This window comes from Nocardia sp. NPDC050175, assembly GCF_044459885.1.
In the GTDB taxonomy this organism is placed as follows: domain Bacteria; phylum Actinomycetota; class Actinomycetes; order Mycobacteriales; family Mycobacteriaceae; genus Nocardia.
Map to the genome: position 1 here is coordinate 728,768 of NZ_JBITJI010000003.1, position 24,204 is coordinate 752,971.

Sequence of the window (24,204 nt, forward strand, 5' to 3'; positions counted from 1 at the left end):
CATGGTATTGCCATCAAATAGCTACGTGTGGGTTGCGAATGCGACCGGCGACCGCCGTTTCAGACATCCGGCACACATCACCCGAACCCGACCTTGCAGTCTGTGCACCGGGCGCGCGGCACACCCAAACCCGCTCTAACGACCGAAGGCGACCTTCAGCTGTCCAGACAGCATGAAGGTCGCCTTCGGTCGGTTTATGGGTGTCAGCTCACCCTGCCCTCGACAGCAGCCTTGGCCTTGTCGGCGAGCTTGCCGTTCGCGGGCGGCGCACCCAACGCGGCCGCGAGTTCATCGGCCTCTTCCTCATCGGAATTGACCTGCTCCAGCGCGAGCCGCGCGAACACCCACTGCTCGGTGGCCGCCATCTGCCCGCGACTACGCCCGAGGAACGTGACGAACCACTGGATGACGGTGACGATCCGGCTGCGGTACCCGATCAGGTAGTACAGATGCAGCGCCAGCCAAGCCAGCCAGGCGATGAATCCACTGAACTCCAGCTTGCCCACCTGGCACACGGCATTGAACCGTGACACGGTCGCCATGCTGCCCTTGTTGAAGTACTTGAACGGCTTACGGTCTTGCGGCGCTTGGCCATTCAGGCCCGCCTTGATCGCCTTGGCCGCGTAGGTGGCGCCCTGGATCGCGCCCTGCGCCTGGCCTGGTACGTCCGGAACGGACATCAGGTCGCCGACGACGAAGACGTTCGGGTGTCCCTTGATGGTGAGATCCGGTTCGACGATGACGCGCCCGGCCCGGTCCACCTCGGTGCCGTCGGAGCGCTCGGCGAGCATCTTGCCCAGCGGGCTGGCCTGCACGCCGGCCGACCACACCTTGCAGGAGGATTCGATGCGGCGGATGGTGCCGTCGGAGTCCTTGACCGTCACGCCGAGCGCGTCGATGTCGGTGACCATGGCGTTGAGCTGGATCTCGACGCCCATCTTCTCCAGCCGCTTCTTGGCCTTGAGGCCGAGCTTCGGTCCCATCGGGCCGAGCACCGCGCCCGCGCCCTCGAGCAGCACCACGCGGGCGTCGCGCGGATCGATGTTGTGGAACGTTCCTTCGAGCGTGCGATCGGCGAGTTCGGCGATCTGCCCGGCCAATTCGACTCCGGTGGGTCCGGCGCCGACCACCACGAAGGTGAGCAGGCGGTCCCGCATCTCCTGGCTGGTGGCCAGCTCCGCACCCTCGAACGAGCCGAGAATGCGGCCGCGTAGTTCGAGCGCGTCGTCGATGGTCTTCATGCCGGGGGCATAGGTGGCGAACTGGTTGTTGCCGAAGTACGACTGCTGCGCGCCGGTGGCCACGATCAGGCTGTCGAACGGGGTGACCGTGTTCGAGTTGAGCAGGCGCGAGGTGACGGTCTTCGCTTCGAGGTCGATGTCGATGACATCGCCGAGCAGCACCTGCGCGTTCTTCTGCTTGCGCAGCACCAGCCGGGTCGCGGGGGCGATCTCGCCGACCGAGAGGATGCCGGTGGCGACCTGGTAGAGCAGCGGCTGGAACAGGTGCGACGTGGTCTTGGAGATCAACGTGACGTCGACGTCCGCGCGCTTGAGGTGCTTGGTGCCGAACAAGCCGCCGAAGCCGGAGCCGATCACCACCACCTGGTGACGACGGTTCTCCACAGACTGAGTGCTCATCGTCCTGACTCCTCGACAGACCTGGGGGTTTATCCCCCGCGAACGGTTGTTGTCAGGTCCTAACCGTAGTCGGCTCCATCTCGCCCGTCGCGACGACGTCCCTGTTCCCGGTGTGTTGCGGTGCGATACCCGATGCCCGCCGGGGCACCATTGCCGTCGTCAGATGCGGCGAACCGACCTAGGGAAACTCCAAAAGAGAATACGATAAAAACCCTCGCTCAGGGAGGTTCGCGATGGTCGCCGGGGACCGTGCAGTCGGCCGAAAGCCAAGCGTGCGCGGGAAATCCGAGGACTTACCCGGCTCCGAGAACGCCGCGCTGATCGACATCCCACACGACCACCTGCTCGATCGGGCATTGGATCGGCTCCCCGAGCGGCACCAGGTCCTCGCGACGCCGCCACCGGGCAGCGAGACCACCGCGGTGCAGGGCGACGCCGGGCTGCCGTACCTCGGTCGAGTGCTGCAGTACATGCGCTGGGGCCCGGCCGAGATGGTCGGCCGCTATCGCAAATACGGACCGGTCTCGTTGAATACCTCGCTCGGCGTCGACCGGGTGCTCGTCGCCGGACCCGAGGCGCTCGACGAGGTACTCGGCCGCCGGCGCCGCGACTTCGGCCAGGGCTGGGACTACTTCATCGGCCCGTTCTTCCGGCGCGGCCTGCTGCTGCTCGAATTCGACGAGCACAAATTCCATCGCAGGATTATGCAGCAGGCGTTCACCAGGGACCGCCTGGAAGCCCACCTCGCCGCGTTGACCCCGGTGGTGCGCGCGAGCATCGAACGCTGGATTCCGCAGGGCGGCAACGCCGAACGGACGGTGCGGCTGTATCCGACCATCAAGGAGCTGACCCTCGACATCGCGGGCGAGACGTTCATGGGCGTCGACGTCGGCGCGCAGCGACGCGAGCTGATCGACGCGTTCATCGACTGCACGCACGCGGGTCTCGCGATCATCCGGCACTCGGTGCCCGGCGGCAACTGGCGGTCCGGACTGCGCGGCCGGAAGGTGCTGGAGGAGTACTTCACCGCCATGCTGCCGGAGAAGCGGCGCACCGAATCATCGGACTTCTTCTCCGGCCTGTGCCACGCCCGCAGCGAGGACGGCGGCGTGTTCGGCAACGCGGATGTGGTGAACCACATGATCTTTCTGATCATGGCCGCGCACGACACCACCACGACAACGGCCACCGCCGTCGCCTACTACCTGGGCAAGCATCCGGACTGGCAGGAGCGGGTGCGCGCCGAGGTGCTCGCGCTCGACGCCGAAATCGGCGGTGCGGCACCGACTATCGCCGATCTGGAGGGGCTGCGCGATCTGGATCTGGTGGTGAAGGAGAGCCTGCGGTTGATGCCGCCGGTGCCCGGGTTGTGCCGTCGTGCGGTGCGCGACACCGAGATCGCGGGCCACTACATTCCGGCGGGCACCCCGATCGACCTCGCCTATCAGGTCAACCACCTGCTACCCGAATTGTGGACCCGGCCAGAGATTTTCGATCCCGAACGGTTCGGCGAGGAACGGCGCGAAGACAAGTCGCATCGGCTGGCCTGGCTGCCGTTCGGCGCGGGCGCGCACAAGTGCATCGGCATGCATTTCGGCACCTTCGAGGTGAAGACGGTCATTGCCGCGCTGGTGCGTGCGTACGCGTGGCAGATTCCCGCGGCGTACCGAATGCCGTGGGGGTACACCTCGATTCCGTTCCCGAGGGACGGAGCGCCGATGGTGCTGCGGCGGCGCTCCGCCTGAACCCGTTGTGTGCGTAGCGGGTTCGGTGCCGGTCAGCGACCGGCGAACAACATCTCGGCCACCTTGGTGTCGGTGTCCGAGCCCTCGGTGAAGCCGCCGCTGTCGCCGAGCGCGGTCATGATGGCCAGGGTGTATCGCTCGCCGGGGCCTGCGAACCCGACGGAGTTGACCACCCAGCCGCCCTGCTCCTGGGACCAGCCGTTCTTCAGGCCGGGCCGCATCGCCGCGCCCGCGCCCCACACGCCCCAGTGCTGGTTGCTGTCCACCGCGCGCATCCGGTCGAGCAGGTAGTTGCGGTCGTCGGGGTGCATGCGGTTGAGGACGTTGTCCATCAGCCGATCCAGATCGGCGGCGGTGCACTTCTGGAACGACCAGTCCGGGAACAGCGCGGTGTTGGTCGGCTGCGGGTCCAGGGTGGCCATGCCGTTGGCGCGGAACGCGTTGTTGAACGCCATCCGATCGATGCCCGAGTACTTGGTCCACAGGATGTCGGCCGCGCCGTCGTTGGACGTCGCGAGCATCGCCTCCATCGTGCCGCGATCCTCCGGCGTCAGGTTGATCGCGCCGACCCTGGCCCGGTTCAGCAGATCCTCGGCGATGGCCAGCTTGATCGTGGACGCGGTCCAGACCTTGTTCTCCGCGTTGGCATTCGCGTACACGCCACCGGAGACCCGGTCGCGCACAACGTAACCGGTGACGCCGGGACGGCCGGTCAGGTACTTGTCGACCGCCGCGATCCGGCTGCTCATATCGCAGTCGAAACCGGCCAGGCACGCGCTGGTGTGCGCGAGCGGCACGGCGGCCGCGCTGGGCAGCAGAGTTGGCGCGCTGGGGATGAGGATCGCCGCAGCGGCGAGGACACAGGCGGATGCGGCCACGCGGGGAACGGAACGGGTGGCGGGCGAGGGATGACGCACGAGGCAACACGATCGCACATCGGCGAGCTAGACGCACGTCTTGAGCTCAGGACCGGCGTGTGCTAGACGATGTTGCGCGCTTGCGTCCCAGCGGGTTTCGGCCGCCACCAGCCCATTCAGCGGAACGCGGCTTGCAATTCCTCTACCGTGCGCCCATTGAGGCGATAGCAGTGCTCGAACGCCTCGGTGTGCTGATCACGCGGCCAGGAATGTAGGACGACGGTACGGCCGTAGCCTCGCGAGTTGACGAGCTCCCAACGATCTCCTACGCGGCGGACTGTGAACCCGCCTCGTGGAACCAGGGGAATCACCATCGCAATCATGAACGCGAACCAGCCTTTCGGTGCAGCTCTCTCGTCCTCCCCGGTTCAGCACTGTTGCACATCGGGCGCTCGGATCCGAGCGGACACGGCGTAGGAATGTGTTCTTGTGTGGCTCATTTCACTCCAGTCACACAGGTAACACTATGAAGTCCGTTCGGACCTGCTTCGGGGTGGTGAAGTCGCTCGGGAGTCGCTGCGCGTATAAACGTGCACGAAGGCCGAGGCGCGCCCGAGTAGTCAGGGAGCCGCGAACTCCAGCGCCGTCCGATACTCCACCGACCGAGAGGCGCAGATGCCGCTGCACATTCACCGTGCCGAACGCGCCAATGTCCTGGCGGACGGACTGGCCGGTCTGTTGCGCACGCCACTGCCGGACCCGTTCGCGGCGGAGGTGGTCGCGGTGCCCGCGAAGGGGGTGGAGCGGTGGTTGACGCAGCGGTTGTCGTCGGTGCTCGGAGTGTCGGGGGCCGTGGCGTTTTCTGCGTCGTTCGATGCCGCCTCGACCGACGGCGTCGCGGCGAATATCCAGTTCCCGTCGCCGTCCGCGCTGGTCGCGACGGCATTGGCGGCGGCGAGTTGGGTTCGGCCGGAGGATGATCCGTGGGCTGTCGAACGTGTCGTGTGGACCTTGCTGCGAGTGATCGATGCCTCCCTTGGTGAGCCGTGGTGTGCGGTGCTCGCCCGGCATCTCGGCGTGCAGGACCCGACCCGACCCGACTATCGGATCGGTCGGCGCTATGCGACGGCCGCCCATCTGGCCTCATTGTTCGACAGTTACGCGGCGCAGCGGCCCGGGTTGATCCTCGAATGGGCGGCGGGTTCGGACACCGACGGCGCGGGAAATCCGGTGCCCGACGATCTGCTGTGGCAGCCGGAACTGTGGCGGCGGCTGCGGGCCGAGGTGGGTGCGCCGAGTCCGGCGGAGCGGCTCGACGGCGCGTGCGCGCGGTTGCGGGCGGACGCTGAACTTGTTCCATTTCCGGCGCGGTTTTCGTTGTTCGGTGCGACCAGAATGTCGACCGATCAGCTCGCCGTGCTGTCGGCGTTGGCGGAGACTCGCGAGATCCATCTGTGGTTGCCGCATCCGAGTCCGGTGATGTGGACCGAGCTGGCCGGGAGTCCTGCGGCCGGTTCGCGGGCCGCGGATCTCAGCGGGAGTGTCGTGCGTCACCCGCTGCTGGCCGGTCTCGCGCGCGATGTCCGGGAACTGCAGCAGCGTCTGGGTGAGTCCGCCGAGACCTACTACCCGGCATCGGATGATCTTGTGCCGGACGGTGATACGACGCTGCTCGGCGCGTTGCAGGCGGGTATCCGCGACGATCGGTGGCCGCCGGTCGCGGTGCGGGCCGGCGACGGCACCGTGCAGGTACACGCCTGCCACGGACCCGCGCGACAGGTCGAGGTGCTGCGCGAATGCCTGCTCGGGTTGTTCGCCGCTGATGACACGCTGGAGCCGAGGGACGTGCTGGTCATGTGTCCCGAGGTCGAGGCGTACGCGCCGCTGGTGCGCGCGGCATTCGGGCAGCGGGTGCCGGGAGCGGTTGAGCTGGCACCGGATTCGGGGCACCCGGCCCATCGCCTGCGGGTGCGGCTGGCCGACCGGGGGCGTGGGGTCACCAATCCGCTGCTCGCGGTGATCGGTGTGTTACTCGAGCTGGCCGACGGCCGGGTCACCGTGACGCAGGTGCTCGACCTGGCGGCGGCCGAAACGGTCCGGCGGCGTTGCGGATTCGACGACGACGATATCGAGCGGCTGCGCGAATGGGCCGCCGAGGCCGGCGCGCGGTGGGGGATCGGGCAGCGGCAGCGACAGGCGTTCGGGCTGGCCGACTTCGCGCAGAACACGCTCAACGCCGCGGTGGATCGGATCCTGCTCGGCGTCACCGCGGGCGAAACCTCCGAGGACTGGCTGGATCTCGCGCTGCCGCTGGACGACGTGGACAGCAACGACGTCGATCTGGCGGGCCGGTTCGCCGAATTCATCGACCGGCTCGCGGTCTGCCTGCGCGATCTGCGCGGCCCGCGTCCCGCGCACGAATGGGCGACGGTGCTCGGCCGCGCGCTGGATCTGCTGACGGACGTGCCGGATTCGCAAGCCTGGGTGCGCACCGAGGCCCGGCAAGAACTGGCCGCCGCCACCGAGCACGCGGGCGATGTGCCGCTGCGGCTCGCCGACGTCGGGGTGCTGCTGCACTCCCGGCTGGCGGCCGCGCCGACCCGCGCGAACTTCCGTACCGGTGAGCTGACCGTGTGCACCATGGTGCCGATGCGGTCGGTGCCGCATCGCGTGGTGGTGCTGCTCGGCCTCGACGACGACGTGTTCCCGCGCACCAGCGGCGTGGACGGCGACGACGTGCTCGCCCGCAATCCGCTACTCGGCGAACGGGATCCGCGCAGCGAGGATCGGCAGTTGCTGCTCGACGCGATCCTCGCGGCCGAGGACAAGTTGCTGGTGTTCCACACCGGTGCCGACCCGGTCACCGGTGCGCACCGCCCGCCCGCGATTCCGGTGGCCGAGTTGCTCGACGCACTGCGGGCCCATGTCGGTGCGGCCGGAATGGACGCGGTGGTGACCCGACATCCGTTGCAGGCCTTCGACCGTCGCAACTTCCGGGCCGAGCGGCCGTTCAGCTTCGACACGGTCGCGCTCGCGGGTGCCGTCTCCGCCGGGCAGCCCGCCGCGCCGCGACCCGCGTTCCTGCCGGAGCCATTGCCGACGCCGGAACTCGCGGATGTGGCACTCGCCGACCTGATTTCGTTCGTCGAACACCCGATCCGCGCCTTCCTGTGGCAGCGGCTCGGACTGCGCGTTCCCGAACACGAAGAGGACATCGCCGATCGGCTGCCCATCGAACTCGATGGTCTGGCGAAGTGGGAGCTTGGCGAACGCCTGCTGGCCGCTCGACTGACCGGCGCCGACCCTGCCGGGCTTCGTGCCGCCGAGTGGCGGCGTGGCTCGTTGCCGCCCTTCGGTTTCGGCGCCGCGGTGCTCGACGAGGTCGAACACACCGTGGACAAGCTGGTTCGTGCGTCGCAGGGCGACTACGAGGGTGCGCCTCGCGCCGTCGACGTCGCGGTGGATCTCGGCAACGGGCGCAGGCTCACCGGGACCGTGCCCGAGGTGCGTGGCGAGACGCTGGTCCGCACCACGTTCTCTCGGCTCGCCCCGAAACACCGGATCGCCGCGTGGGTGTCGCTGCTTGCCCTCGCAGTGACCGAGGATCGCTCCTGGCGCGCAGTCACCACCGGCCGCGGCCAATTCGGCCGTCCCGCATGGCGTTCCGAGATCACCGCGCCGGATATGCCCGCAGCACGGACGATCCTGCGCGAACTCGTCGCCCTGCGCGATGCCGGACTGACCGAACCGCTACCGATCACCCCCGGCGCGACAGCGGCCTACGCCGAACGTCGCTTCCGCGGCGCCAATGTCGACGAAGCCATCGTCGCCGCCGAACGAGAATTCAACGGTGGCCCGAACGGCCCCGGTGCCTTCGGCGACCACACCGACCGTCACCTGCGCTACGTCTGGGGCCCGGCACCCCGCCTCGAACACCTCATGGAAATGCCGGCACCGCCCGGCGAACCAGGGGAGACCACCCGGTTCGGCGCGCTCGCGCGACGCATGTGGGTGCCGTTGCTGAGCGCCGAGAGTCAGGGCCAACCGTGATTCTTGGCGATGGCACCAACGATGCGTCGCGAATTTCGGTGGCTGGCCGGCGTGCGCAGGTCCGGGCACGCCGCGATGGGCTGACCGGAGTGTCGGCGGCCGCGGCGTGGACTTGTTCGGGCGCGATCTGGGCTGGCAAGTATGGGCTGGTCCGGCGCGATTCGGCGGCGAATGCGGCCACCGTCACGCGTGTCGGTGGCACAGCCGCGTGCGTCGGACCGGCAGAATGGCTGTTTCGGCGGGTCGAAAGGCGGGTGTTCGCGTGACCGTGCAAGACACCTCGTTCGTGGTGCCCGAGTTCGACGCACCCGACAGCTTCGAGCCGTACGGTCCGCTGCCCACCGGGACAACCGTGTTGGAGGCGAGTGCCGGGACCGGTAAGACGCATGCGATCGTCGGGTTGGCGGTGCGGTATGTCGCCGAAGCCGGGATTGATGTCTCCGAGTTGCTGCTGGTGACGTTCAGCCGAGCGGCCACGCAGGAGTTGCGGGAGCGCACGCGAGATCGATTCGTGGTTGTCGCCGCCGGACTGGCGGATCCCGACCTGGCCCGCGTCCACACCGATGACCTGATTCGCTATCTGGCCCAGGCGGATTCGGACGAGGTGCGCCGTCGGCGGGCCCGATTGCTCACGGCCCTTTCGGATTTCGACGCGGGCACCATCGCGACCACTCACAGCTTCTGCCAGCGGATGCTGGACGAGCTCGGCCTGGCCGGTGAGCACGACCCAGGTTCGCGGCTGGTCGAGAACGTAGACGAGCTGATCGGCACGGTCGCTGACGACCTCTACTTGAACCGGTACGCCCGCAAGGAACCGCCGTTCTCGGTGAAGGAGGCGCACACGCTGGCGCTGGCCGCCGTGCGCGACCGGCACGCGGTGCTGATGCCGAAGGGCGATTCCGCCGCCGGGGAACGGGTGGCCTTCGCGACCGCGGTCCGCGCGGAAACCGAGCGCCGGAAGCGGCTGGCCGGCCTGCGCGACTTCGACGACCTGCTGGTGCTGCTGCACGACGTGCTGGCCGACACCGAGCACGGGCCACGCGCCTGCCGTCGCATCCGCGAGCGCTACCGGGTCGCGCTGGTCGACGAGTTCCAGGACACCGACCCGCTGCAGTGGGACATTCTGCGGCGCTCCTTCCACGGCCACACCACCCTGGTGCTCGTCGGCGACCCGAAGCAGGCCATCTACGCCTTCCGCGGTGCCGAGGTGCTCAGCTACCTGGACGCCGTCGCGCACGCCGACACCCGCAAAGAACTCACCACCAACTGGCGCAGCGACGCCGGTCTGCTCGCCGCGCTGGACCACCTGCAGGGCGGAGCGGCCTTGGGACACAAGGAGATCACCGTTTACCCGGTGACCGCCACCCGGCCGTGGTCGCGGCTGTCCGGGCCGGATGAGCTCGTTACGCCGATGCGGATGCGCTGCTTGCCGCGCACCGGTGCGGGGCCGTTGAACAAGTCCGGATTCCCCGCCGTCGGCCGGATGCGCGCGAAGGTCGCCGACGACCTTGCTGCCGATATCGTCCGGCTCCTGGAGTCCGGGGCCGCATTGGCCACCACCGCGCGACCGAGCCACGCCGGCCCGAATTCGCCGGTGGCCGTATCGAATACCGCATTCGGCGAGGCGATCGTCGAACAGGCACCAGGGCAGGACTCCGGTCGAGGCGTCGACCAGTCGAGCGCGGGCGCTGATGGCGATGCTGGACGGCCGGATGTCATGCACCGTCCGATCAGTCCCGGCGATATCGCCGTCCTGGTGCGGACGAGGTCCCAAATCGATGTAGTCCGAGCAGCTTTGGATCGCGTCGGTGTCGCCTCCGTTCTCGCAGGCGGCACCAGTGTCTTCGCGACCAGCAGTGCCACCGACTGGCTGTGGCTGCTGCGCGCACTGGAACAGCCGCATCGCGGTGACCGGGTCCGGTTGGCGGCGTGCACACCACTGATCGGCGTCACCGCAGCCGAGATCGACAGCGGCGGCGCGGATCTGGTCGGCCGCGTCAGCGCGCAACTCCGAGATGCCGCCCGGCTGTTCGCCCGGGCCGGGTTCGCCGCCGTCTTCGAAAAGATCTCCGCCGAAGCGGATTTGGCGCACCGGCTGCTCGCGGTCGAGAACGGCGAGCGGCAGCTCACCGACCTGCGGCACGTCGCGCAGCTGCTCGATCAGGTGTCGCTCACCGAATCGCTCGGGCTGACTGCGCTCACCCGCTGGCTGGGTGACCGGGTACGTGATCCCGCGTCGGGCACCGTCGCCGACCGCAGCCGCAGGCTCGACCGCGACGCCGCCGCCGTGCAGATCGCCACCGTGCACGCCAGCAAGGGCCTCGAATTCCCCATCGTCTACTTGCCTTTCGCCTGGGACAACGCGAAGAACCCGTACCCGGCGACGCTGCTGTTCCACGACGACAACGACATGCGCGTGCTCGATGTCGGCGGGCCGGACGCGTCCGGTTACGCGGAACGCAAGCTGCGCAGCGAATCCGAAGAGGCGGGTGAGGAACTGCGGCTGCTGTACGTCGCGCTGACCCGTGCCATGTGCCAGGTCGTCGCGTGGTGGGCGCCCGCGATCACGACCGCGGCCTCGCCGCTGCACCGGATGATCCTCGGCCGCCCGGACGGCGGCGACACCGTCCCGCCGCGCGCCTCGGTGCCCGCGGATGCCGTTGCGCCGGGACTCCTTTCGGCTTGGGCCGGGGGAGCGGCGCAAGCCATCTCGCTGATCGCCGTCGCCGGAGCCGACGACGTCGCGATCCAGCGGGTGCGCACCGAACCCGTCACCGGTGAGCTCGCCGCCGCGCATTTCGACCGCAAGCTGGACCAGCAGTGGCGGCGGACCTCGTACTCCGCGCTGACCGCCTCCGCGCACGGACCCGTCACACCTGAGCTGGAGATCGAAGCCGAAGACAACCGTGGTCCGGCCGACGAGCCGAGCACCCCGGTGGTCGCCCAGGTCGAGGAAGTATTCGCGGGCCCGGCGTCGTTGATGAATTCGCTGCCCTACGGCGCGGAGTTCGGCACCCTCGTGCACGGCGTCTTCGAGCTGATCGACACGGACGCACCGGATCTGGCCGCCGAGGTGGACACCCGCTGCCGCGCGATCATCGGTGAACTCATGGCCGAGGCAGACCCTGCCGTACTCAGCACCGCCGTACTCGCCGCGCTGCGCACCCCGCTCGGCCTCGGCTCGCTCGCCGACGTCTCCAGCCGAGACCGCTTGAACGAGTTGGAATTCGAGCTCCCGCTGGCCGGCGGTGACTCGCCGAGTGCAGAATCCGCGACGCTGCGGCAGATAGCAGACCTGCTGCGCGCCCACTTACCGTCCGACGACGACCTTTTCGTCTACGCCGACCACCTGGCGACCCTCGACGACATCCCGCTGCGCGGCTACCTGACCGGAAGCATCGACGCGGTCCTGCGCGTAACCGACGGCACGGACACCAGATTCGTGATCGTCGACTACAAAACCAACCGCCTCGGCACCGGCGACCTCACCGTCGACCACTACACCCGAGACCGCATGGCCGCCGAGATGCTCCGCTCCCACTATCCACTCCAGGCCCTCCTCTACGCGGTAGCCCTGCACCGCTACCTGCGCTGGCGCCTGCCCGACTACGACCCCACCCGCCACCTCGGCGGCGCCCGCTACCTCTTCGTCCGCGGCATGATCGGCCCCGAAACCCCCACCGGCCACGGCGTCTTCGACTGGAACCCACCGGCTCCGCTGATCATCGCCCTGTCCCAACTCCTGGCCGGGGAGGTCACCCGATGACGTCGATTCAGTTGGCGCAGCGGGGGACCGGGCTGTTGCGGACGTTCAATGAGGCGGGGGTGCTGTCCGCTGCGGACGTGCATGTCGCGGTTCGGTTGGGGCGGTTGGGGCGGGAAGACACCGAGGAGGTGTTGTTCGCGGCGGCGCTCGCGGTGCGGGCGGTGCGGTCCGGGTCGGTGTGCTTGGAGTTGCATCGGATGCGGGAGATCGGTATCGATGCGGATGAAACCTGGGACACGGGTGAGCGGATCGATCCGGCGACCCTGCCGTGGCCTGACATCGAGGCGGTGGTGGGTGCGCTGCGTGTGAGTCCGCTGGTGACCGGTGGGCCTGCGGGTCCGCTGCAGCCGTTGCGGCTGGTGGAATCGCGCAGCCGCGACGACACCGGCCCACTGCTCTACTTGGATCGGTACTACCAGCAGGAGCAGACGGTCCGCCGTGTCCTCACGGAGCGTTCCGGACACCACCCCGTGGTCGACCCGAATATCATTCGCCGCGAACTGGATCGGCTGTTCGACGCACCCGTCGGCGGCGTCCCCGACCGTCAGCGGCTCGCGGCCGCGCTCGCCGCGACGCACTGGACCACGGTGGTCGCGGGCGGCCCCGGCACCGGCAAGACACACACCATCGCGCGCATCATCGGCCTGCTCGACGCACACCGTAAAGCGAACCCCAAACTGCCCGCGCTGCGCATCGCACTGGCCGCGCCGACCGGTAAAGCGGCCGCGCGACTCCAGGAGGCCGTGCGCGAACAGGCCGAAGAACTGGGTCTGCCCGACCTCACCGCCGCAACCCTGCACCGCCTGCTCGGTTGGCAGCGCGGCCGCACCACCCGGTTCAAGTATCACGAATTCAACCGGCTCCCTTACGACGTGATCGTCGTCGACGAGACCTCCATGGTGTCGCTCACCATGATGAGCAGGCTGTTCGCCGCCCTGCGCCCCGACACCCGACTGGTCCTCGTCGGCGACCCGGACCAGCTCGCCTCGGTCGACGCGGGCGCGGTGCTCGCCGACCTCGTCGCGGGACCCGTTGCGGGCAGCCCGAATCCGATGCTCGACGAGATCCTCGGCGCGGATTCACCGGAATCGGCCGCGCCGGAACAGAACCCGGCCGCCCTCACGACACTGGAACGAACTCGCCTGCGCGGCGGCATCGTTCGACTGACCCGCGGCCGCCGCTTCGGCGGCCGGATCGCCGACCTCGCCGTCGCGGTCCGCGCGGGCGACGCCGACACCGCGCTCGACCTGCTCCGCGCGGGCGGAGACGAACTCTCGCTGAGCGCTCCCGACGAGATGGCCGGTGTCCGTGCGGATGTCGTGCGCGCCGCCCGTGAGGTGACCACCGCCGCCCTCGACGGTGACGCGGCGGGCGCGCTCACCGCCCTCGAATCACACCGCCTGCTGTGCGCGCACCGACAAGGCCCGTTCGGTGTCGAGCGCTGGGACCGGATGGCCGCCGAGTGGGCCGCCGCCGGGGGAGCGGGCCCCGAATCCCATTCGGCTCCTTGGTATCCCGGCCAGCCGCTGCTGGTCACCGCCAATGATCACGAGGCCCGCATCTACAACGGCGACACCGGCGTCGTGGTGCGCATGCCCGACGGTTCACTGCGCGCCGCACTGCAACGCGGGAGCGAGCCGTACCTGGTGCACCCGACCCAGTTCCCGGCCGTGGTCACCGTGTTCGCCATGACCATCCACCGCAGCCAGGGCAGTCAGTACGACACCGTCTCGGTGGTCCTGCCCGAACCGGAATCGACCCTGCTGACCAGGGAGCTGCTGTACACGGCGATCACCCGCGCACGCCGCCACGTCCGCGTCATCGGCACCGACGAATCCATCAGGGCCGGTATCGCCCGCCGCGTGCTACGTGCCAGCGGGCTGTCCCGCAGGGAGGACGGCACCCGATGACCTGCGCATCTCACGTTTCCGACGTCCCGAACGTCTACCCAGTGTGAGATTGCCTCCGTTCGAGGAAGTGGTGGCCGAATACGGCCCGATGGTGCTGCGCGTCTGCCGGGCGGTGCTCGGTCCGACCGATGCGGCCGACGCGTGGTCGGAGACGTTCCTGTCCGCCCTGCGCGCGTATCCCGACCTCGACGCGGACGCGAACATCGAGGCCTGGTTGGTCACCATCGCGCACCGTCGCGCGATCGACGTCGGCCGCGCGCTCACCCGCGCTCCGGTCCCGGCCGAGACACTGCCCGAGCGCCCGTCCGCGGCGCCCGACCCGGCCGACTACGACCCGGACCTCTGGGCCGCCTTGAAGGCGTTGCCGCCCAAGCAACGTCAGGCGGTCGCCTACCACTATCTGGCAGGCCTGCCACACGCCGAGATCGCCGAACTGCTCGGCAACTCCACCGACGCCGCCCGCCGCGCCGCCGCCGACGGCCTCAAAACTCTGCGCAAGCTCTATCCGAAGGATGAAACATGATGGCCACCATCGACCGTGGCGACCCGAACGGCCTGTTCGACGGCCTGACCCCCGACCGTGACCTGCTGGCCCAGCTGCACCGCCGGTTGGCCACGGACGCACAGTCCGCGGGCTTGCTCGACGTCGCCTACCGCACCATCGACACCCCGGTCGGCACACTGTTGCTCGCGGCCACCCCGTCCGGGTTGGTCCGCGTCGCCTATCCGAACGAGGACCACGACACCGTCCTGACCACACTGTCCGAGCGGGTCAGCCCGCGCGTGCTCGCCGCACCCGCGCGCCTGGATGCCGCGGCCCGCGAGATCGACGAGTACTTCGCCGGTGCCCGAACACATTTCGACCTGCCCCTCGATCTGCAACTGACCGGTGGGTTCCGTCGCCAGGTGATCGAGCATCTGATCGACATCGGCTACGGGCAGCGCGAAAGCTACGCCGTCGTCGCCGCTGCCGTCGGTAATCCCCGGGCGGTACGCGCCGTCGGTTCGGCTTGCGCGCACAACCCACTGCCCGTAGTGATTCCGTGCCATCGGGTGGTCCGCAGCGACGGATCGATCGGCCAGTACGTGGGTGGCATCGGCGCCAAGAACGCACTGCTGACTCTGGAAGCCGCGTGAGCGCCATTCATTCGCCGGATCGACAGAACTGAAATTTGTTGCTGCGCTGACCATCCAGTGATCGCACAGCTGGATGGTCAGCGCAGCAACGACAACCCCGCTGACTTGGAGGCGGTATGCAAAACACCGATACTCTTGCCCCGCTGGCTGATCGAGTAGCCGCGCAGCCGTGGCCAGACTTGATCGATGAGATCGACGCCTACGGGTGCGCCCAGACCGGCCCATTGCTGACGCCCGACGAATGCGCCGACTTCACCGAAATGTGGGAGGACCTGGCGAGATTCCGCTCCACCATCGACATGGCACGCTACCGATTCGGCCAGGGCACCTACCGATACTTCGCCCATCCGGTCCCCGAGCCGATCATGACCATGCGGGCAGCATTCTACCGAAAACTGTTGCCCGTCGCCCGTTCCTGGGCCGAACGGCTCGGCGATCCGGCACCGTGGCCGGATGACTTCGAGCAGTGGCTCGAGGCCTGCCACGCCGCCGGTCAGTCCAAGCCGACGCCGATTCTGTTGCGCTACACCGAAGGCGACTGGAACGCCTTGCACCGCGACCTATACGGCGACCTGGTGTTCCCGTTGCAAGTGGTGATCGGGCTGGACCGTCCGGGGATAGACCACATCGGCGGGGAGTTCACGCTCGTAGAGCAACGTCCACGCGCGCAGTCGAAAGCCACTGTCACCGTGCTGGAGCAGGGACACGGCCTGATCTTTACCACTCGTGACCGGCCGACCCCGTCGAGCCGCGGCTGGTCGCGCGCGCCGGTTCGCCACGGCGTCAGCCGAATTCGTGGCGGTATCCGTCACACCCTCGGTCTAGTCCTGCATGACGCCCAATAACGGCATGTACACGCTGCTCGACGCCGATGGCCGCTCGTATCTCAGCCCGACTCCGGGAACATACGGCGGCCATCGGCGCGGCCGAATCTACGGTCGGTTGGACTGCCCGTCCGCTCTGCGCGCGCTGTCCCGCGGCTTCTATCGTGCCTACCGCGTGTTCTTCGCCGACGAAGCCACCGCGATCAGCGCGGGCTATCGGCCGTGCGCGGTCTGCCTACCGGAGCAGTACGCCACCTGGAAAGCAACCCGGCACAACAATTCTCCGTGATCTCACGTTTGCGGCTCGGCCGGCGTCTACCAGATGACAAGAACGCCGAACAGGAGCACAGCATGCACACCTCGACAGCCCATACAGTTCACGCCTCGACCTTCGGCAACCTCCGCATCGAGGCAAGCTCGGTGGGTATCACCCGCGTCGTCTTCACCGATGACGCACCCACCACGCCGACTGCCGAAAATTCTTGTGCGCTCGACTATCTCGTCACCGCGATCGCCGAGATCGACGGGTATCTGGCGGGCACCCGTCAGGAGTTCACGGTCCCCGTGGACCGGTCCGCGATGAGCACCTTCGACCGGCAGGTCCTGGAAACCCTCGAAGCCACAACGGGTTACGGCGACACGACGACCTACGGCGCGCTGACCCGCGCACTCGGCCGTGGACCCGAGGACGCCCGCAAGATCGGCGGCGCACTGTCACGCAACCCGCTGCTGATCCTGATCCCGTGCCATCGAGTCCTCGGCGCGGGTGGCACCCTCACCGGCTACGCGGGCGGACTTCCCGCCAAACGCGCGCTGCTGGACCTCGAGTCCGCCGATCTCCTACTGCCCCTGGCTATTTGACGATCACCCCGTACGCGGTGGTGAGCATCGCGATAGCGAGCAGCAGACCACCGAAGGCAGTGAGCGAGTTCGCGGCCGACCACTTGCCCGGCTTGCCGATCGCGAGATTGAGGAACATACCGCCGGATTGGGCGATTACGCCGAGCGCGAGCAGCGTGCACACGACCCACAGCACGCCGTCGCCGAATCCGGTGTCCGCCAGAATCGCGAGCGTCGCCAATGTCATCACCAGCAGCACGCCCGCGTGCGCGTGCCCGGCCCGGAAGTAGGTGCGCTGGTACTCGGTGAGCTTCTCGGCGGTGAGCAGGCGCAGGGCCATGACACCGCCGAACATCACGGTGGGCAGGGAGATCAGCGCGATGGCGGTGAACAGCTTGATGGGGTCCATAGGTAGTTCCTCAGTCGATGTGTCCGTTCCACTAATCTGAACGACGTACAGAACATAAGTGCGTATCTGGACGCCATACAGATGATGTGAGGCGAATCACATGGCGAGGTTTCATGACTGAGCGCAATCCGCAGGCCGCGCGCCGCACTACCTACCGGCACGGCGCGCTCGAACCGGCGCTGATCGAGGCGGGGCTGCGCCTGGCTCGGGCTGGCGGCGGACCGGATGCGATTGTGCTCCGCGAGGCGGCTCGGCAGGCCGGTGTCGCGCCGAACGCGGCGTACACCTATTTCGCCGACCGCAATGCGCTGGTCTCGGCGGTGGCGACCGCGGCGCTGGCACAGATGGCGACCATGATGGCGGCGGAGCAGGAGAGTTTGACGCTCGACGCGGATCCCGCGGTAGCCGCGCGGCAGCGGTTCCGAGGTGTCGGCATCGGTTATTTGCGCTTCGCGCGGACTGAACCCGGGCTGTTTCGCACCGCGTTCACGATCGGCCGGGATACCACCGCAACGGGCTCACCGGACGCCGCGGGTCCCACCGGCCGATCCGGCATCGAACTGCTCGGAGACGCGCTCGACGAGCTGGTCGCTACCGGAAACCTGCCGATGGAACGCAGGCCGGATGCGGAGTACTTGGTGTGGTCGGCGGTGCACGGGATGGCATTTCTGGCCATCGACGGCCCGCTGCGGACCTTGCCGGACGATCAGCTCGACGCTATGGGACAGCGGATGCTGGACATGATCGCTCGCGGTATTTGAAGCAGGTGTGCCCCTCCCACCCGAAAAGTGGGAGGAGCGTCAATCCGGCCTGATCAGATGGCGCGGACGTCCGTGGCCTGCGGACCCTTCTGGCCCTGGCCGACCTCGAACTCCACACGCTGTCCCTCATCGAGGGACTTGAACCCGGACCCGCCGAGAGCCGAGTAGTGGACGAAGACGTCGGGACCGCCGCCGTCCTGCGCGATGAAGCCGAACCCCTTCTCCGCGTTGAACCACTTGACGACGCCCTGTGTCATATTTTCTCCTTGTACTCAGTGATGTTTCAGTCCACAGAAATGGTGCAAAAATTACGGACTCAGTGGACAGCATTCCATGCGCGCTGGCCGCATGGTTAACGCGGGCGAGCGGAATGTGTGCAAAAGCATTCTCCGCTCACTGCTCTGCCGGCCAAGAGCCGACAGCACTAGCGCCGCGTCAGCCTACCTTTTCCGCGCCGATTGTGGGTGGCGCCGCCTAGGCGGCTCGACGGACAACCCGTGTCCGGCCTTCGGCGCGCCGCGGTGGTGTCGCCGCTGATCGGGGCGGTTGTGCGGCGGGTCCTCGGCGTCGGCCGGGCCCGCTTGTGCATTTCGACACGAAGTCCGCGGCGATTGTGTGTGATTTGTTCACCGACATCGGGGTTTAGTTCGGTAGGGGTTGTGCATCGAAGGTGGCCGCGATGGTGGCGAGCGCGAGCAAAATTTCGTGGTATGCGAATTGGCATCCGATGCAGGTTGGTTCGTCGGAGCCGAACGGCTTATACGCCCCGCGAACCTGGGTGTCCACTTTGTGTAGATTTCCGGCAGAAATCGGTCAGGGTTGAATTTGTTGTGCTCGGACCCTGCGGCAGGTTGCTTCGGGGATCTCCGCGGCACCGACCGGCGATCGCGCCGTCGGCTGGAGCTCTTGGTGCATGCTAGGTATTCGCCAGAGCGTCCGAACTCGCCGAATCGGCAAGTCGTGCGGCCGTTTTCGATCCCGTTGTCCTGCCTACCGCGACGGCGCCTGTCCCAGTTCATGATCAGGGTCATCTTGGCTGGTCTCGTGGCTGATGAGCAGATGAAACGACAGGTCGGCCGCACTGTCAAGACCCGAATCTTGGTCTGCTGCTTCGGGTTTTACCGTGGTGTTCCGGCGGTATAACGGAATAGTGGCGGCTTCAAAGTTTTTGGTTTCGCTTGTCGGTGTGTTGATGGTGTCGGTCTGCTCGGTCGGACCGGCTGCGGCGGCGCCGGCCGGGGCGCGGTTGGCGGGCGAGGAGTCGCTGGGCGGTTCCGTCTCGCGGATGGACGTCTACTCGCCCTCGATGGATCGGGTGGTGACCAACCGGGTGATTCGGGCGGCCGGCGGGCCTGCGCCCACGCTGTATCTGCTCACCGGGATCGGTGGTGGACAGGACGGCATCTCGTGGTGGGACGACACCGATGTCCGGGACTTCTTCGCCGACAAGCACGTCAACGTGGTGATGCCCGTCGGCGGCGCGTACAGCCTGTACACCGATTGGCTCGCCGACGATCCGGTGGTCGGGCGCAACCGGTGGACGACCTACCTCACCCGTGAACTCCCGGGCGTCCTCGACGCACGGCTCGGCAGCACCGGACGGAACGCGATCGCGGGGGTGTCGATGAGCGCGGGGTCCGCGGTCGACCTCGCGATCCAGGCGCCCGAGGTATACCGCGCCGTGGCCGCGTACAGCGGATGTCCTTGGGCCGCTGATGCTCTCGGGGTGGCGATGGTCAGCGCCCAGGTGCTGCGCGGTGGCGGAAATGCGGCGAACATGTGGGGCGCACCGGGTGACGCGATCTGGCGGGCGCACGACGCGTTCGCCAATGCTGCTGCGCTGGCGGGGAAGACGATCTACCTGTCCGCCGCCACCGGCACACCCGGCGCGATCGACGAAGGGGGACTGCCCTTTCCGCCGATCGAGGCCATCGCTAGCGCCTGCACGGCTGCCTTCGCAGGCAGACTCGATCAGCTCGGACTGCCCGCGGTGCACGTCAACCGACCAGAGGGCGCGCATACCTGGGGACAGTTCGAAACGGACCTGCACGACTCCTGGCCGCACCTGGCCGGGGCGCTCGGTGCGTGATGCCCCGGCAGCCCTCGCGAAAATGGTCGAAGTAGACAATCCTTGACGGCAGTTGTGGACCGCTCGGTCGGCGCCGCGGCTGGTGTCAGCGAAGGATCGGTTGCCTGCTTTACGCTGCTCTTCCGCAGATTTGGCAACCGGAGGATGCATGTCCAGCGAGAACGAAACGGTCAGCCGGAAAAAGGATTCGGCCGCCACCAGCGCCGCGATCTTGGCGGCGGCGCAGGAGCTGTTCGCCGAGCGGGGGTATGCGCGCGCCACGGTGCGCGACATCGCGGCGCGCGCCGGGGTGAATCAGGCGTTGCTGTTCCGGTATTTCGGCAACAAGGACGAGCTGTTCCGGGCGGCGATCGCGGACCAGGGGCGCCGCAGGCTCGCGGACGGACCGGTCGAGGGTCTGCTGAGCAGGCTGCTCGCGGGGATGCTCGAGCCGACCGGCTCAGCGGCGCAAGAGTATTGGCTACAGGCCGCGTTGCGCTCGCCCGGACATGATGAGGGGACGTCGGCGATTCGCCGCGAGCTGGGCGACGAGTACGTGCGTGCGATGTCCTCGCTCGGCGACGGCCCCGATAGCGAGCTGTGTGCCGACCTGCTGCTCGCCTGGTTGCTCGGCATCGGCCTGCTCCGCTCCGTGCACCGCAGAGAGCCGCTGGCCAGCGCGGACCCGGCGGCAGTTGCCGGTCATGTGCTGCGCGCCGCCCAAGTGCTTTTGGCCCGCACGGACGCGAATTTCCCGCCGCCGTAACGGAATCCGACCGTTGACGGAGCAGTGTGACCTCCCTAACATGAGGTTGTGTAAGCAATTGCTTACATCGCTACCGCGCCAGTCGGCGTCGGCCAAGGGAGACCCGCATGACCGTGAAAACTGAGGTGCGCCAATACCCTTTCGGTGAACCCATCCGCCTAGACATGGACCCGCTCTTCGCCAAGCTGCGCCGCGAAGAACCCGTCTCGCGTGTCCAGTTGCCCTACGGCGACGCGGGCTGGTTGGTCACCCGCTACGCGGACGCCAAACTGGTGCTCGCCGACCCGCGATTCAGTCGTGCCGTGACGGTGGACCGCGAAGACATCCCGCGCACCACGCCCAACCCGTCGCGGCAGAACTCGCTGCTCAGCATGGACGCACCCGAGCACAGCAGGCTGCGCAAGCTGGTCGCGAAGGCGTTCACCAGCCGCCGCGTCGAAGAACTGCGTCCGCGGGCGCAGGAGATCGTGAACGAACGGCTGGACGAGATCGAATCCGCCGGGCCCGTAGCCGATTTGGTGCAGAGCCTGGCCTTGCCGCTGCCGGTTACCGTGATCTGCGAGATGCTCGGCGTGCCCACCCATGACCAGCACCGGTTCCGCGACTTCTCCGACACCGTGCTGTCCACCACCGCGCACACCACCGAGCAGATCGATGACGCGCGCGCGGCCCTCGAGGCCTACCTTGCCGAGGTGGTCGCGCGGCGCCGGGAGCAGCCGAGCGACGACCTGCTCGGCGCGCTGGTCGCCGCTCGCGACAACGACGACAGGCTCACTGAAGACGAACTGGTCAATATGGGTATCGGCCTGCTGATCGCGGGCCACGAAACCACCGCCAACCAGATCGCCAACTTCACCTACGTCCTGCTCAGCGAGCCGCGGCACTGGGAACTGCTGTGCGGCAGGCCGGATTTGGTGCCCGGCGCGATCGAGGAACTGCTGCGCTACGTCCAACTCGGGTCCGGCGGTTCCTTCGCCAGGGTGGCCACCGAGGACGTCGTGCTCAGCGGCGTCACCGTGCGGGCCGGGGAATCGGTCATCGTCAACACCCAGGCCGCCAACCGCGACGAGAGCGTGTTCGAGAACTCCGACGACCTAGACCTCACCCGAAACAACAACCCGCACATGGCCTTCGGTCACGGCGTGCACCACTGCCTGGGCGCCCAACTCGCCAGACTGGAGCTGCAGGTCGCGTTAGGCTCACTGCTGCAACGCTTCCCGACGCTGCACCTCGCGGTCCCGTTCGAGGAAGTACCGTGGAAGACCGGCCTGCTGGTACGCGGGCCGAAAGCGCTTCCAGTGAGCTGGTAAGGGGAAACTGGTATGGCACAGCAACAGTGGCGGATCGAGGTCGACCGGAGCACCTGCCTCGGCTCAGGCATGTGCACCGGCCTCGCCCCCGACCACTTCACCCTCGTCGACGGCCGCTCCAGCCCGATAACAGAAGTCGTCCCCCCGGACGACCTCCTCATCGACGCCGCCGAATCCTGCCCCATCGAAGCGATCCTCGTCCGATCAGCAGAATCCGGCGAAATCCTCGCCCCCGAACAGTAACCGGCCACCCCCCCAGCCCGCTGGGACCCGAATCCACAGTGGCACACCATGGCGGACCCGATCTCGACGTCTGCCGTCATGGTGTGCCACGGAATGCCGATTCGACAGGAAGCGACTGCTGGATAGGCTGGCAACATGATTCATCACGTCCAGGTGGGGTGCCCGGCGGGCGGTGAGGATCAGCAGCGCCATTTCTACACCGGGATCCTCGGTTGGCCGGAGCTACCGAAGCCTCCGCTGCTGGCGGCCAGAGGCGGATGCTGGTTCGCGGTACCAGGTTTCGGCGGTCCCGCCGGTGAGCTACACGTCGGCGTGGAACATGATTTCCACCCCGCCACCAAAGCTCACCCGGCGTTCGTTGCCGACATAGTCACAATCGCCGCCGCTCTCCTCGCCGCCGGATTTCCGGTCCACTGGGCCGACCCGGCCGAAATCCCGGGCCGCCGCCGTTTCCATACCCACGACGGCGTCGGCAACCGCGTGGAGTTCCTCGCTCCAGACGGACACTGACCCGGTTGGCCTACGAGTCCACGCCCTTGGGCTTCACAGCTCGTTTTATCAGGTCACGCGTTTACGCTGGGTTGCGTGATCGAGATCGGTTCGAGGGCGCGGAGGTTACCTGCACCGCCGTTCGTCGTGTGGGAATCGCTGACGGAGCCGCGGCGGACGCAGGCGCGGGCGTGGCTCGCGCTTCTGCCCGACGAAGTCGAACCCAGAGTTGTGGAGGCCGAAAAACCTAACACGGTTGTGTGGTCCTCCCTGTGGCCGAGCAGACCTGACGACCAGGTGCACTTCGACCTGACACCCGTCGATCGCGGTGACACCTTACTGAGATTCACCTTGCTCACCCCCGATGAACCCCCGGACCAGAGCAAAACCGGCCACCTCCGCCGCCTCAATCAACTACTCTTCGCCGACCTCCGATTCTCTTACGGCCAGTGACCTTGCCTTTTGATTTCGCCCTTGACGCTCACGCCACGTGAGGCCGCACAGTGGCAAACATGGACCAACTCGAATACACCGTCGGCACCATCGCCGAACTAACCGGTGTCTCGATCCGCACCCTGCACCACTACGACGAAATCGGCCTACTCGAACCAAGCGCGCGCAGCGCAGCCGGTTACCGCCTCTACTCCGACACCGATCTGCAACGCCTGCAACGCATCCTCTTCTACCGCGAACTAGACCTCGCCCTACCCGACATCGCCGCCGTCCTGGCCGACCCCACCATCGATGACGAGGACCACCTCCGCCGCCAACGCGAACTGCTGACCGCGAAAACCGCCCGCTACCAATCCATGATCGCCCTGATCGACAAGGAACTCACCGCCCGCCGAATCGGCATCACCCTCACTCCCACTGAACGACTCTTAGTCCTCGGCGTCGACAAACTCATCGCCCGCGCCGACGAAATCACCCAAAAATGGGGCCACACCCCCGAATTCACCCAACGCCGAGACCGCGCCCTCCACTACACCAAACAAGACTGGCTAACCCTGCGCACCGAACAAGCCACCATCCACCAACACCTGGCCGACGCCATGCAATCCGGCGTCCCCGCCACATCTCCCGAGGTCATGGACCTAGCCGAACAACACCGCCAACACCTCCACCACTGGTTCCACGACTGCCCCCACGAAACCCACCGCACCCTAGCCGCCGCCTACCGCACCAACCAACGCTCCGGCCTCAACTACGACGACATGGCCCCCGGCCTCTCCCAATACATCCACGACGCAATCCTCGCCAACGCCGACCGCAACGTCTCAGACCCCGTCGACACCGGGACTGTGGATTTAACGGTGGTTCCGGCCCAACACGCTGAATGATGTTCAGCGAGGAAGGTGCCGTGATGACGACACTGGATGCCGTGGCATC

The 24,204-nt window shown here is 67.5% G+C and carries 21 protein-coding genes; 17 read left to right on the plus strand and 4 right to left on the minus strand.

All coding sequences use genetic code 11. The features are described 5' to 3' along the window. Window positions 1-203: 203 nt before the first annotated feature. Window positions 204-1,640: an NAD(P)/FAD-dependent oxidoreductase gene (locus ACIBK2_RS14345; protein WP_396967138.1), complete on the minus strand. Its 1,437-nt coding sequence runs from the start codon at window positions 1,638-1,640 to the stop codon at window positions 204-206. 233 nt (window positions 1,641-1,873) lie between these two features. Here ACIBK2_RS14345 and ACIBK2_RS14350 point away from each other — a divergent pair, with 233 nt between their 5' ends. Continuing rightward, entirely contained in the window at window positions 1,874-3,385 is a 1,512-nt protein-coding gene (locus ACIBK2_RS14350; protein WP_396967140.1) for a cytochrome P450, read from the plus strand. Window positions 3,386-3,417: 32 nt separating this feature from the next. Here the strand turns inward: ACIBK2_RS14350 and ACIBK2_RS14355 are convergent, their stop codons facing one another. After that, entirely contained in the window at window positions 3,418-4,263 is an 846-nt protein-coding gene (locus ACIBK2_RS14355) for a tat pathway signal sequence (RefSeq protein ID WP_396967142.1), read from the minus strand. 654 nt (window positions 4,264-4,917) lie between these two features. On the opposite strand from ACIBK2_RS14355, the gene recC reads away from it, so the two are divergent. From recC to ACIBK2_RS14395, 8 genes are all read left to right on the plus strand, one after another. Continuing rightward, window positions 4,918-8,292, plus strand: a complete 3,375-nt coding sequence (gene recC / locus ACIBK2_RS14360; RefSeq protein ID WP_396967144.1) for an exodeoxyribonuclease V subunit gamma — start codon at window positions 4,918-4,920, stop codon at window positions 8,290-8,292. Between the two features lie 262 nt (window positions 8,293-8,554). After that, on the plus strand, window positions 8,555-12,058 hold the full coding sequence (locus tag ACIBK2_RS14365) for a UvrD-helicase domain-containing protein (protein WP_396967146.1): 3,504 nt from the start codon (window positions 8,555-8,557) through the stop codon (window positions 12,056-12,058). Continuing rightward, window positions 12,055-13,968 carry an exodeoxyribonuclease V subunit alpha gene (gene recD / locus ACIBK2_RS14370; protein ID WP_396967148.1) on the plus strand — a complete coding sequence of 638 codons (1,914 nt, stop codon included), beginning with the start codon at window positions 12,055-12,057 and terminating at the stop codon, window positions 13,966-13,968. The genes ACIBK2_RS14365 and recD overlap by 4 nt, the downstream gene beginning before the upstream one ends. 43 nt (window positions 13,969-14,011) lie before the next feature. Continuing rightward, on the plus strand, window positions 14,012-14,491 hold the full coding sequence (locus tag ACIBK2_RS14375) for an RNA polymerase sigma factor (RefSeq protein WP_396967150.1): 480 nt from the start codon (window positions 14,012-14,014) through the stop codon (window positions 14,489-14,491). Continuing rightward, window positions 14,491-15,105 carry a methylated-DNA--[protein]-cysteine S-methyltransferase gene (locus tag ACIBK2_RS14380; protein WP_396967243.1) on the plus strand — a complete coding sequence of 205 codons (615 nt, stop codon included), beginning with the start codon at window positions 14,491-14,493 and terminating at the stop codon, window positions 15,103-15,105. The genes ACIBK2_RS14375 and ACIBK2_RS14380 overlap by 1 nt, the downstream gene beginning before the upstream one ends. A gap of 116 nt (window positions 15,106-15,221) precedes the next feature. After that, a complete protein-coding gene (locus tag ACIBK2_RS14385) occupies window positions 15,222-15,950 on the plus strand; it encodes a 2OG-Fe(II) oxygenase (RefSeq protein WP_396967152.1) in 729 nt (242 codons plus the stop codon). Continuing rightward, window positions 15,937-16,218, plus strand: coding sequence for an Ada metal-binding domain-containing protein (locus ACIBK2_RS14390; RefSeq protein WP_396967154.1), 282 nt, complete (start codon window positions 15,937-15,939; stop codon window positions 16,216-16,218). Before ACIBK2_RS14385 ends, ACIBK2_RS14390 begins: the two co-directional genes overlap by 14 nt. Before the next feature lie 62 nt (window positions 16,219-16,280). Beyond that, window positions 16,281-16,790: a methylated-DNA--[protein]-cysteine S-methyltransferase gene (locus ACIBK2_RS14395; RefSeq protein WP_396967156.1), complete on the plus strand. Its 510-nt coding sequence runs from the start codon at window positions 16,281-16,283 to the stop codon at window positions 16,788-16,790. Here ACIBK2_RS14395 and ACIBK2_RS14400 read toward each other — a convergent pair. Further along, on the minus strand, window positions 16,783-17,178 hold the full coding sequence (locus tag ACIBK2_RS14400) for a hypothetical protein (RefSeq protein WP_396967158.1): 396 nt from the start codon (window positions 17,176-17,178) through the stop codon (window positions 16,783-16,785). The genes ACIBK2_RS14395 and ACIBK2_RS14400 overlap by 8 nt on opposite strands. A 113-nt stretch (window positions 17,179-17,291) precedes the next feature. Here ACIBK2_RS14400 and ACIBK2_RS14405 point away from each other — a divergent pair, with 113 nt between their 5' ends. Next, on the plus strand, window positions 17,292-17,939 hold the full coding sequence (locus tag ACIBK2_RS14405; RefSeq protein ID WP_396967160.1) for a TetR/AcrR family transcriptional regulator: 648 nt from the start codon (window positions 17,292-17,294) through the stop codon (window positions 17,937-17,939). 53 nt (window positions 17,940-17,992) lie between these two features. Here ACIBK2_RS14405 and ACIBK2_RS14410 read toward each other — a convergent pair whose 3' ends face one another. After that, window positions 17,993-18,196: a cold-shock protein gene (locus ACIBK2_RS14410; RefSeq protein ID WP_069166293.1), complete on the minus strand. Its 204-nt coding sequence runs from the start codon at window positions 18,194-18,196 to the stop codon at window positions 17,993-17,995. 935 nt (window positions 18,197-19,131) lie between these two features. Here ACIBK2_RS14410 and ACIBK2_RS14415 point away from each other — a divergent pair. The 7 genes from ACIBK2_RS14415 (at window position 19,132) to ACIBK2_RS14445 (ending at window position 24,155) form a co-directional block, all read left to right on the plus strand. Beyond that, on the plus strand, window positions 19,132-20,028 hold the full coding sequence (locus ACIBK2_RS14415) for an alpha/beta hydrolase (RefSeq protein ID WP_396967245.1): 897 nt from the start codon (window positions 19,132-19,134) through the stop codon (window positions 20,026-20,028). A gap of 148 nt (window positions 20,029-20,176) precedes the next feature. Beyond that, window positions 20,177-20,773: a TetR family transcriptional regulator gene (locus ACIBK2_RS14420; RefSeq protein WP_396967163.1), complete on the plus strand. Its 597-nt coding sequence runs from the start codon at window positions 20,177-20,179 to the stop codon at window positions 20,771-20,773. A 107-nt stretch (window positions 20,774-20,880) separates the two neighbouring features. Continuing rightward, on the plus strand, window positions 20,881-22,083 hold the full coding sequence (locus ACIBK2_RS14425; RefSeq protein WP_396967165.1) for a cytochrome P450: 1,203 nt from the start codon (window positions 20,881-20,883) through the stop codon (window positions 22,081-22,083). A 12-nt stretch (window positions 22,084-22,095) separates the two neighbouring features. Further along, on the plus strand, window positions 22,096-22,326 hold the full coding sequence (locus tag ACIBK2_RS14430; RefSeq protein WP_396967167.1) for a ferredoxin: 231 nt from the start codon (window positions 22,096-22,098) through the stop codon (window positions 22,324-22,326). Between the two features lie 135 nt (window positions 22,327-22,461). Continuing rightward, complete coding sequence (locus ACIBK2_RS14435) at window positions 22,462-22,836, plus strand: glyoxalase (RefSeq protein WP_396967169.1); 375 nt, start codon at window positions 22,462-22,464, stop codon at window positions 22,834-22,836. 75 nt (window positions 22,837-22,911) lie between these two features. Continuing rightward, complete coding sequence (locus tag ACIBK2_RS14440; RefSeq protein ID WP_396967171.1) at window positions 22,912-23,268, plus strand: hypothetical protein; 357 nt, start codon at window positions 22,912-22,914, stop codon at window positions 23,266-23,268. A gap of 59 nt (window positions 23,269-23,327) precedes the next feature. Continuing rightward, window positions 23,328-24,155 (plus strand): MerR family transcriptional regulator, encoded by an 828-nt coding sequence (locus tag ACIBK2_RS14445; RefSeq protein ID WP_396967173.1) that lies wholly within the window; start codon window positions 23,328-23,330, stop codon window positions 24,153-24,155. Window positions 24,156-24,204 lie beyond the last annotated feature (49 nt).

Bases quoted from the DNA above. Each gene is read 5' to 3' on its own strand.
- ACIBK2_RS14415 (WP_396967245.1), top strand. From the start codon at position 19,132: ATGGTGTCGGTCTGCTCGGTCGGACCGGCTGCGGCGGCGCCGGCCGGG.
- ACIBK2_RS14410 (WP_069166293.1), bottom strand. From the start codon at position 18,196: ATGACACAGGGCGTCGTCAAGTGGTTCAACGCGGAGAAGGGGTTCGGC.
- recC (WP_396967144.1), top strand. From the start codon at position 4,918: ATGCCGCTGCACATTCACCGTGCCGAACGCGCCAATGTCCTGGCGGAC.
- ACIBK2_RS14350 (WP_396967140.1), top strand. From the start codon at position 1,874: ATGGTCGCCGGGGACCGTGCAGTCGGCCGAAAGCCAAGCGTGCGCGGG.
- ACIBK2_RS14430 (WP_396967167.1), top strand. From the start codon at position 22,096: ATGGCACAGCAACAGTGGCGGATCGAGGTCGACCGGAGCACCTGCCTC.
- ACIBK2_RS14400 (WP_396967158.1), bottom strand. From the start codon at position 17,178: ATGGACCCCATCAAGCTGTTCACCGCCATCGCGCTGATCTCCCTGCCC.
- ACIBK2_RS14385 (WP_396967152.1), top strand. From the start codon at position 15,222: ATGCAAAACACCGATACTCTTGCCCCGCTGGCTGATCGAGTAGCCGCG.
- ACIBK2_RS14395 (WP_396967156.1), top strand. From the start codon at position 16,281: ATGCACACCTCGACAGCCCATACAGTTCACGCCTCGACCTTCGGCAAC.
- ACIBK2_RS14390 (WP_396967154.1), top strand. From the start codon at position 15,937: ATGACGCCCAATAACGGCATGTACACGCTGCTCGACGCCGATGGCCGC.
- ACIBK2_RS14435 (WP_396967169.1), top strand. From the start codon at position 22,462: ATGATTCATCACGTCCAGGTGGGGTGCCCGGCGGGCGGTGAGGATCAG.
- ACIBK2_RS14445 (WP_396967173.1), top strand. From the start codon at position 23,328: ATGGACCAACTCGAATACACCGTCGGCACCATCGCCGAACTAACCGGT.
- ACIBK2_RS14345 (WP_396967138.1), bottom strand. From the start codon at position 1,640: ATGAGCACTCAGTCTGTGGAGAACCGTCGTCACCAGGTGGTGGTGATC.
- ACIBK2_RS14405 (WP_396967160.1), top strand. From the start codon at position 17,292: ATGACTGAGCGCAATCCGCAGGCCGCGCGCCGCACTACCTACCGGCAC.
- ACIBK2_RS14420 (WP_396967163.1), top strand. From the start codon at position 20,177: ATGTCCAGCGAGAACGAAACGGTCAGCCGGAAAAAGGATTCGGCCGCC.
- recD (WP_396967148.1), top strand. From the start codon at position 12,055: ATGACGTCGATTCAGTTGGCGCAGCGGGGGACCGGGCTGTTGCGGACG.
- ACIBK2_RS14380 (WP_396967243.1), top strand. From the start codon at position 14,491: ATGGCCACCATCGACCGTGGCGACCCGAACGGCCTGTTCGACGGCCTG.
- ACIBK2_RS14425 (WP_396967165.1), top strand. From the start codon at position 20,881: ATGACCGTGAAAACTGAGGTGCGCCAATACCCTTTCGGTGAACCCATC.